Annotated in this window: 3 protein-coding genes; 2 read left to right on the forward strand and 1 reads right to left on the reverse strand. The window is 45.8% G+C overall.

Annotated elements, in window-relative coordinates:
• Positions 1-19 precede the first annotated feature (19 nt).
• Both V7K69_RS08310 and V7K69_RS08315 read left to right on the forward strand, forming a co-directional pair.
• Positions 20-1,519 carry a UDP-N-acetylmuramoyl-L-alanyl-D-glutamate--2,6-diaminopimelate ligase gene (locus tag V7K69_RS08310; RefSeq protein WP_335033153.1) on the forward strand — a complete coding sequence of 500 codons (1,500 nt, stop codon included), beginning with the start codon at positions 20-22 and terminating at the stop codon, positions 1,517-1,519.
• A gap of 254 nt (positions 1,520-1,773) precedes the next feature.
• Complete coding sequence (locus tag V7K69_RS08315) at positions 1,774-3,255, forward strand: DICT sensory domain-containing protein (protein WP_335033155.1); 1,482 nt, start codon at positions 1,774-1,776, stop codon at positions 3,253-3,255.
• 317 nt (positions 3,256-3,572) lie between these two features.
• Here the strand turns inward: V7K69_RS08315 and V7K69_RS08320 are convergent, their stop codons facing one another.
• Positions 3,573-6,782, reverse strand: coding sequence for a HEAT repeat domain-containing protein (locus V7K69_RS08320; RefSeq protein ID WP_335033158.1), 3,210 nt, complete (start codon positions 6,780-6,782; stop codon positions 3,573-3,575).
• Positions 6,783-6,788 lie beyond the last annotated feature (6 nt).

A 6,788-nucleotide genomic window follows, 5' to 3' on the forward strand; every position in this document is an offset into this window, starting at 1 on the left:
ATGTGACGAGGTTCACAACATGAAATTGCGGGAATTACTAACGGCGGTAGACAGTGTTGAACAATTGCCTAGTCATCCGATGGAGGATGTGGAAGTTAGGGGTTTGAAGACCAATTCCCATGCTTGTGGTGTGGGAGATTTGTTTATTGGGATGCCAGGAACACGTGTTGATGGTGGGGAATTTTGGCAAAGTGCGATCGCATCGGGGGCTGTGGCTGCGATCGTTTCTCCCGAAGCTGCACAAAAAAATCCTCCCACAAATGAGGCTGTGGTCATCAGTGCAACTAACATAACTCAAGCTTGTGCCCAGATAGCTAGTGCTTTTTATGGTTATCCAGGGCAAAAACTTAAGCTGGTAGGCGTGACTGGTACTAATGGCAAAACTACAACTACCCATATTATTGAATTTCTCCTGATCAAAGCTAATCTCGCCACAGCTTTGATGGGAACTCTCTACACTCGTTGGGCAGGTTTTGAGCAAACTGCTGCCCACACTACGCCCTTTGCAGTGGAACTGCAACAGCAGCTAGCAGAGGCTGTAAATGCTGGTAGTGAGTTCGGGGTGATGGAAGTAAGTTCTCACGCTTTGGCTCAAGGTAGAGTGTTGGGTTGTCAATTTGAGGTGGCGGTGTTCAGTAATCTTACTCAAGACCATCTCGACTATCACCGCGACATGGAAGATTACTTTGCCGCTAAAGCGTTGTTGTTTAGCCCTGATTATCTTAAAGGACGGGCAATAATTAATGCTGATGATTCTTACGGGAAGCGATTAATTGCCTCGTTAGATTCCGAACGGGTTTGGAGTTACAGCGTCAACGACAACAGCGCTGATTTATGGATGAGTGATTTAAGTTATGAGCCGAATGGTGTCAGTGGGACATTACATACACCAAAAGGTGACGTAGCTTTTCGATCGCCACTAGTCGGACAATATAATTTAGAAAATCTTCTCGCAGCCGTCGGAGCAGTTTTACACTTAGGGCTAGATTTGCAGTTAGTGGCATCTGTGATACCTGAGTTTCCTGGAGTTCCCGGACGGATGGAACGGGTGCAGATTAATTCTGACCAAGATATTAGTGTGATTGTGGATTATGCCCACACACCCGATAGCTTAGAAAACTTGTTGAAAGCTGCACGTCCATTTATACCTGGGAAGGTAATTTGCGTGTTTGGTTGTGGCGGCGATCGCGATCGCACCAAGCGCCCAATTATGGGTAGAATTGCTGCTGAATTAGCTGATGTGGCAGTGGTGACATCAGATAATCCCCGCACAGAAAACCCAGAACGGATTTTAGAAGATGTCTTGGCGGGAATTGCCCAAACAGTAAAACCAATGGTAATTTGCGATCGGGCTACTGCAATTCGTACCGCTATTTTACAAGCACAACCAGGTGATGGAGTGCTGCTTGCTGGTAAAGGTCACGAAGACTACCAAATTCTCGGTACTGAAAAAATCCATTTTGACGACCGAGAACACGCACGCGACGCTTTACAGCAAAGACTTAATAGCCAAGCTTAATTTATTTGGGCATGGGGCATGGGCAAGAGGACTTGGGGACAAGGAGAATTGGGGACAAGGGGAAAGACTTGTTTCAAGTTCTCACCTCTTGTCCCCTTGTCCCCTTGTCTCCCCTGCCCCCATTCCCTGCCCCTTATGGCTGTAGTTTTTGATATTTAATGTTTCTTTCCGTGGGGATTTTGTAAAAGATGGACACATAAAGGTGAAAATCGAGACAGAATTATTTCTTGCTTCATCCTTATTGTGCTTGACTCATGAATGTTTCTCTGACTAAGGATCTGTCTGTATATCAACTGGTTATGGGAGTGCAAGTGCCTCCAAAACCATTGTCTCTCAGTCCTGCGACTCTGCTATCACTGGTGAGAGCGCAAATTGACTTACTAATTGAGCAGCAAATTGCAGCCACTTTATGGGTGAAGCTACCACCAGAAAAAATTTGGCAATCGGAATTAGCGCGTTACCAGTCCTCAGTGGGTGCGTCTAGTATTATCTATACTTGCCAGCTTGACGAGAATGAAAAAGGGGGAGCGGGGGAAGATGATGAAGCAGGGGAAGAAAATACTTCCTCATCTTTCTCATCTACTCATCATGTCACCGTTCACCTGCCACCAGATAGCCAACTGCGACGGGAAAACTTTTTGATGGTGTTATCGCCCCAGTTTTGTAGTTTAATTTTGGCTCATCGACCACTTAAAAAACGCAAAAATCAGACATCGGGGAAGGTAAATACTAATAAAAATCAGCCATTGCTGATTATCACTACTGTTGAGGGGAGAGTAATTCAGCAAGTATTAAATGGTATCCAAAAAGCGATATCTAACGACCATCTGCCAGGTGTCTACGCGCCAGAATCATCGCCAATTGTACCTACTGATTTTATTTGTCCAACGATGCCGGAAGCGGCAACGATGAGTCAACTGTTTACAAAACAACTCCTGCGACAGGATGAAATTAATCGCCAAATCATCACAGTCCGCACTACCAAGTTGCAGCAGATAAATCAAGAACTGCACAACAAAGAACAATTTCAAGATGAATATCTGAAAAATCTCTGTCAGGAACTGCGTATACCCCTGACGCATATCAAAACAGCACTTTCGTTATTGAATTCTCCTAATCTCAAACCTACGCAGCGACAACGTTATTTACAGATGTTAAATACCCAGTGCGATCAACAAAATTCTTTAATTACAGGTTTGTTGGAACTGGTGCAACTAGAACGTAATTTAGAGGGAATGGTTTTGGAGTCAGTGCGGCTCTCAGAGATTGTACCTGGGGTAGTGAGTACGTACCAACCTTTAGCCCAAGAAAAAGGGATTATGCTAGCCTACACCGTACCCACTGAACTCCCATCTATTTGGTGTGTGAGTGGTGGACTGAGGCAGATTGTAATTAATCTGCTGCACAATAGCATTAAATTTACTCCTAATGGGGGTGAAGTATGGGTGCGTGCCCGTCTTCAAGGCGATTATGTCCAATTAGAATTCCGCGATACAGGTATTGGTATTGCCGAAAGCGAGATTGCTAAAATCTTTGAGCGATTTTATCGTGTGCGTACAGGATCTACAGAAGATTATGCTGGTGCTGGGTTGGGGTTAACAATAGTACAGCAATTGCTGCTGCGCTGTGGGGGATCTATTTCTGTAAAAAGTAAATTATATGAAGGTTCCACATTTACAGTGCAACTGGCAATTGTCGGCGATACCCCAAGAGCGATCGCAATAGAACATGAGTGATGGGTTATGATTATCCCCTAAGTTAACTTTGTGGTGCTATGCAACTTTGCTTAAGAGGTTGTTTAAAAAGTATTTGGCTGTGATTTTAGACACTTATTGATCCCCCTAACCTCCCTTAAAAAGCTACGGTGTACATACAAGTCTTTGAGACTTGCCCCATAAGCTTTTGATCCCCCCAACCCCCTTAAAAAAAGGGGGCAAAAAGCTCTCAAAGTCCCCCTTTTTAAGGGGGATTTAGGGGGATCTAAAAGGATTTGATACATCACTAAGAACTTTTCAAACATCCTCTAAAACACAAAGAAAATAATCATGCCCACTTATCTAGTCCGTAACAACTGCACAAAGGTATTACTCACTGTATTGTCTTTAGTATCCGCCGCGTATTGAATCAAATCTTCCCGCAGTTCTTTGGCTGCATCTAAAGGAAGTAAGGTTGCTAGCAAGAAATAAACGCCACGAAAACGCGGATCGCCCATTCTATCAACTAATAGTCCTTCGGCGGCATCAGTTTCGCCGAGGAAGTTTTGCACCAAGAAGAAATCCATGATTTTATCGTGGCGGAAGTACCATTCTTTCTTGGCTTCGCCTTTTTCATCTTGCCACTGACGGCTGACTACCATTTTGTATTTCTCGTCTTCCAAAGACATGGCAACTTGGTGAAATTCATCGGCGGGTAAGGCTTGTTTGTCTTCAAGTCGCATTTGGTAGACGGCGGCGGAAAATCTTTTGAGCGGAAATTCTTGTTTCCATTCTTGTTGGTATTCTGCCGCCATCAGGTTGTATTGCTGTTCTTGCAGGCGAAATAAGTTTGGCTGTTTACCTTGTGATAGCATCAGCGCTACCACTGTTAAATCCATTGGATTGGAAAGAATTCGGCGGACAGCATCTAACTCTTCTTTGGCTTGCTGGTTATTGAGGACTTCTGTTAAATAATTGGTGCAAGCTTGGGCGTAATCAGCACCTTGAATTTTGGCATCTTGGGGAAGTCGCGGCTGACGGGAGATCAAAAACTCTTGAATTTGTTGTTGTTCAAGGGGCTGTAAGTAGTAGGTTTTGGCTGTTGAGGGGGGTGTCCACTCTAGGGGCTGGGTAGTCATGATAATGTTGCCCCGGAAATAGCTTTCGACAAACTGGCAGATTTTGGCGCGGGTTTCGGCGGTGACTTCGTTGAGTCCGTCGATGCAGATATCTATCGCGCCACTGTAAATCAGGTTTTTTAGGAAGCCGGCATCTTGGGCTTGGCCGTGTAGCTTGTCTTGGATGGCTTCTATTACACCTTTATTACACTTTTGGGCAGGGAGATAGACAAGAATTTGCTGGGAGTTTTTCACGAGATGGCGCAAAAACATCGACTTGCCTAAACCAGAATTACCTTCTAAGACTATTTGCCCTTTGATACTGGGTAAGGCTGCGGTGACTGGGAGGATTTCTTCGGAGGCGGGAATTTTGACTCTGGATTCTGGGAAGTATGATTGGTCATTAAAGTTATCTAAGCCTGCATCGGCTAATAGAGAAGGCTGGAACGGCTCAAACAGTTTGCGGCGCAGGAACGGAACCCAGGCGAGGAGAAAGCCGACATAGCCGACACCGAAAATTCGGCGTACCCACGGGTTCCAGAAGAAGATGGCTTGGACTTGGGGAAATTTGGGGTAGGCAAAGATGAGGGCAAGCCACAAGGCAGCATGGATGAGAATTGTATTTCTGGCGCGGACAAACCATCGCCACACCTCCAGATTATCTATGACTGACTGCACCGCATTCGCATTGGTGGAGTTGACTTGTTTGAGGTTGTTGTAATGGCTTTGCAGTAAGAGAAGATTATCTAATTTCCAAGTCACGTTTTTGTTAGTGGCAACTTCGGAAATTTGCTTGGCTAAGTCTTCTCTTAATTCTGTCAACCCCTGACTAGGTTCCCAGGCTTTGAGAAAAACCTCTAGTGTTTTCTTGCCCTGTTCGTGGGTAAGTTTAGGAGGAACTGCTTTTCTCTCAGGTTTGCCTACCCATGTGAGTAGCGTTTTTACTTCATCATTACCACCACTCAGGAAATAAGTCCAAAACCGCCAATATTCAAAAGCTCCGTCTTGTCTAAGGCTTCCCTGGTTTGGTTCATAGACATAATTCAAAACTATAACAACCTCTTCCAACTTGAGTTGTTTTATATTTTCTAATGCCTCAGCCGCACTGCCACGAACAGATGAGTCAACCTTTTCATCCTTGAGGATGTTAAAGATGTCAGGGATATACTTGGCTGCCGCCTGTCCCAGGTTGCCCAATGCCTCAGCAGCACTGCTACGAACAGATGAGTTGACCTTTTCATCCTTAAGGAAGTTAAAGATGTCAGGGATATACTTGGCTGTCGCTTCTCCCAGGTTGCCCAATGCCTCAGCCGCACTGCGACGAACATCTGAGTCAACCTTTTCATCCTTGAGGATGTTAAAGATGTCAGGGATATACTTGGCTGCCGCCTGTCCCAGGTTGCCCAATGCCTCAGCAGCACTGCTACGAACAGATGAGTTGACCTTTTCATCCTTAAGGAAGTTAAAGATGTCAGGGATATACTTGGCTGTCGCTTCTCCCAGGTTGCCCAATGCCTCAGCCGCACTGCGACGAACATCTGAGTCAACCTTTTCATCCTTGAGGATGTTAAAGATGTCAGGGATATACTTGGCTGCCGCCTGTCCCAGGTTGCCCAATGCCTCAGCAGCACTGCTACGAACAGATGAGTTGACCTTTTCATCCTTAAGGAAGTTAAAGATGTCAGGGATATACTTGGCTGTCGCTTCTCCCAGGTTGCCCAATGCCTCAGCCGCACTGCGACGAACATATGAGTCAACCTTTTCATCCTTGAGGAAGTTAAGGATGTCAGGGATATACTTGGCTGCCACCTGTCTCAGATTGCCCAATGCCTCAGCCGCACTGCGACGAACATATGAGTCAACCTTTTCATCCTTGAGGATGTTGGCGATGTCAGGGATATATTTGGCTGCCACCTGTCCCAAGTTGCCCAATGCCTTAGCCACATTGCTACGAACATATGAGTCAACCTTTTCATCCTTGAGGAAGTTAAGGATGTCAGGGATATACTTGGCTGCGGCGTCTCCCAGGTTACCCAATGCCTTAGCCGCACTGTAAAGAACAAATGAGTCTACCTTTTCATCCTTGAGGAAGTTAAGGATGTCAGGGATATACTTGGCTGCGGCGTCTCCCAGGTTGCCCAATGCCTCAGCCGCACTGCTACGAACCAATAAGGAGTCTACCTTTTTATCCTTGAGGAAGTTAAGGATGTCAGGGATATACTTGGCTGCCAGCTGTCCCAGGTTGCCCAATGCCTCAGCCGCACTGCTACGAACAGATGAGTTAACCTTTTCATCCTTGAGGAAGTTAAGGATGTCAGGGATATACTTGGCTGCCGCCTCTCCCAGGTTGCCCAATGCCGATGCCGCACTGCTACGAACAGATGAGTTAACCTTTTCATCCTTGAGGAAGTTAAGGATGTCAGGGATATACTTGGCTGCCGCCTCTCCCAGGTTGCC

Origin of the sequence: Nostoc sp., from assembly GCF_036917775.1 — a bacterium.
In the GTDB taxonomy this organism is placed as follows: domain Bacteria; phylum Cyanobacteriota; class Cyanobacteriia; order Cyanobacteriales; family Nostocaceae; genus Nostoc.